Source organism: Stenotrophomonas sp. STEN023, from assembly GCF_056760135.1.
On the sequence record NZ_JBRREF010000161.1, the window covers coordinates 1 to 2,148 of the forward strand.

Below are 2,148 nucleotides of genomic sequence, written 5' to 3' on the forward strand. Positions count from 1 at the left end.
GCCCCCCCCCCCCCGCCCCCGCCCCCCCCCGCCCCCCCCCCCCCCGCCCCGCCCCCCCCCCCCCGCGCGCCGCCCCCCCCCCCCCCCCCCCCCCCCCCCCCCCCCCCCCCCCCCCCCCCCCCCCCCCCCCCCCCCCCCCCCCCCCCCCCCCCACTACAGGTTAAAGCCCCTGCCGAGCATGGCTCGGTACTACAGGTTAAAGCTCCTGCCGAGCATGGCTCGGCACTACCCGGTTTTTGAAGACTCTGACGCATGCAAGACCTGTTTTCCGCCCTCTGCCTCGTGGCCATCATCGAGGGCCTGTTCCTGTTCATCGCGCCGCTGGCGTGGAAGCGGATGGCCGCACAGATGCTGGATCAACCTGCTGCATCCCTGCGCGGAATGGGCGCAGCGGCACTGTTCATTGGCCTGGCCGTGCTGTGGTGGGTCCGCCACTGAACCAAACCCTGACGCCCATACCAACCTGCAGCCTCGGGGGTGGTAGCTGTCAGTCAAAACCCGGATAATCCACAAAAGCCGGTCGGGCTTACTCCTCCTGGAGTGCCCCGTTCGGCTTTTTCCGTGTATGGCCCTGGCGTTTGCCGGATGCTCCCCGATGGGGCGTCCATGATGGCGGACCGCAGCGCAGCGCACGGCCCCGTCCGCGGCCCCGATGGCCGCAGCAAACTCAGGAGTTACCCGTCATGGGTCAATCAGTTGTCGTTCTCGGCGCCCAGTGGGGCGATGAAGGCAAGGGCAAGATCGTCGATCTGCTGACCGAGGAAATCGGTGCAGTTGTTCGTTTCCAGGGTGGTCACAACGCCGGCCATACCTTGGTCATCAACGGCAAGAAGACCGTCCTGCACCTGATTCCGTCAGGCATCCTGCGCGACGACGCGCTGTGCCTGATCGGCAATGGCGTGGTGATTTCCCCGGCAGCTCTGCGCAAGGAAATCGAAGAGCTGGAAACCGCTGGCGTCGAAGTCCGTTCGCGCCTGAAGATCTCGCCGGCAGCGCCGCTGATCATGCCGTACCACATCGCCCTGGATCAGGCGCGTGAGAAGGCAGCCGGTGGCAAGGCCATCGGCACCACCGGTCGCGGCATCGGCCCGGCCTATGAAGACAAGGTTGCACGTCGCGGCATCCGCATCGCCGACCTGCACTACCCGGAACAGCTGGCTGAAAAGCTGCGTACCGCGCTGGATTACCACAACTTCGTGCTGACCAAGTACCTGGGTGTGGAGCCGGTCGATTTCGACACCGTGTACCAGGAAGCACTGGCCTTCGGCGAATACGTCGAGCCGATGAAGTCCGACGTTGCCGGCATCTGCCATGACCTGCGCAAGCAGGGCAAGCGCGTGCTGTTTGAAGGCGCGCAGGGCGCACTGCTCGACATCGACCACGGCACCTACCCGTACGTCACCAGCTCCAACACCACCGTCGGTGGTGCACTGGCCGGTGCCGGCGTTGGCGCCGATGCCATCGACTACGTGCTGGGTATCGCCAAGGCCTACGCTACCCGCGTTGGCGGTGGTCCGTTCCCGACCGAGTTGGACGATGAAATCGGCCAGGGCATCCGTGACCGTGGCGCCGAGTACGGCGCATCGACCGGCCGTCCGCGTCGCTGCGGCTGGATGGACATCGTCGCGCTGAAGCGCGCCGTGGCCATCAATGGTATTTCCGGCCTGTGCATCACCAAGCTCGACGTGCTCGACGGCATGGAAAAGCTGAAGGTCTGCATTGCCTATGAATACCGTGGCAAGCGTTCGGAATACGCCCCGCTGGACGCACAGGGCTGGGAAGAATGCACCCCCGTGTACCTGGAGTTCCCGGGCTGGAGCGAGAACACCCACGGCATCACCGAGTGGGACAAGCTGCCGCCGGCCGCGCGTGCCTACCTGCGTGCCCTGGAAGAACTGGCTGGCTGCCCGGTGTCGATCGTCTCGACCGGCCCGGATCGCGACCACACCATGGTTCTGCAGGATCCGTGGGGCTGATAGCCGCGTCGTGATGTAACAGCCAACGCCCCGCGAAAGCGGGGCGTTGTCGTTTTGGGCATGACCGACAAGGCCAACCCGTAGTGGGGGGGGGGGGGGGGGGGGGGGGGGGGGGGGGGGGGGGGGGGGGCGGCGGGGGGGGGGCGGGGGGCGCGGGGGGGGGGGGGCGCGG

General features: G+C 67.4%; 2 protein-coding genes. Both read left to right on the plus strand.

Annotated elements, in window-relative coordinates:
• Positions 1 to 252 precede the first annotated feature (252 nt).
• Positions 253 to 438 carry a DUF2065 domain-containing protein gene (locus ACVOLV_RS22140; protein ID WP_303747084.1) on the plus strand — a complete coding sequence of 62 codons (186 nt, stop codon included), beginning with the start codon at positions 253 to 255 and terminating at the stop codon, positions 436 to 438.
• A gap of 245 nt (positions 439 to 683) precedes the next feature.
• Positions 684 to 1,976, plus strand: a complete 1,293-nt coding sequence (locus tag ACVOLV_RS22145; RefSeq protein WP_481556235.1) for an adenylosuccinate synthase — start codon at positions 684 to 686, stop codon at positions 1,974 to 1,976.
• Positions 1,977 to 2,148: the final 172 nt, after the last annotated feature.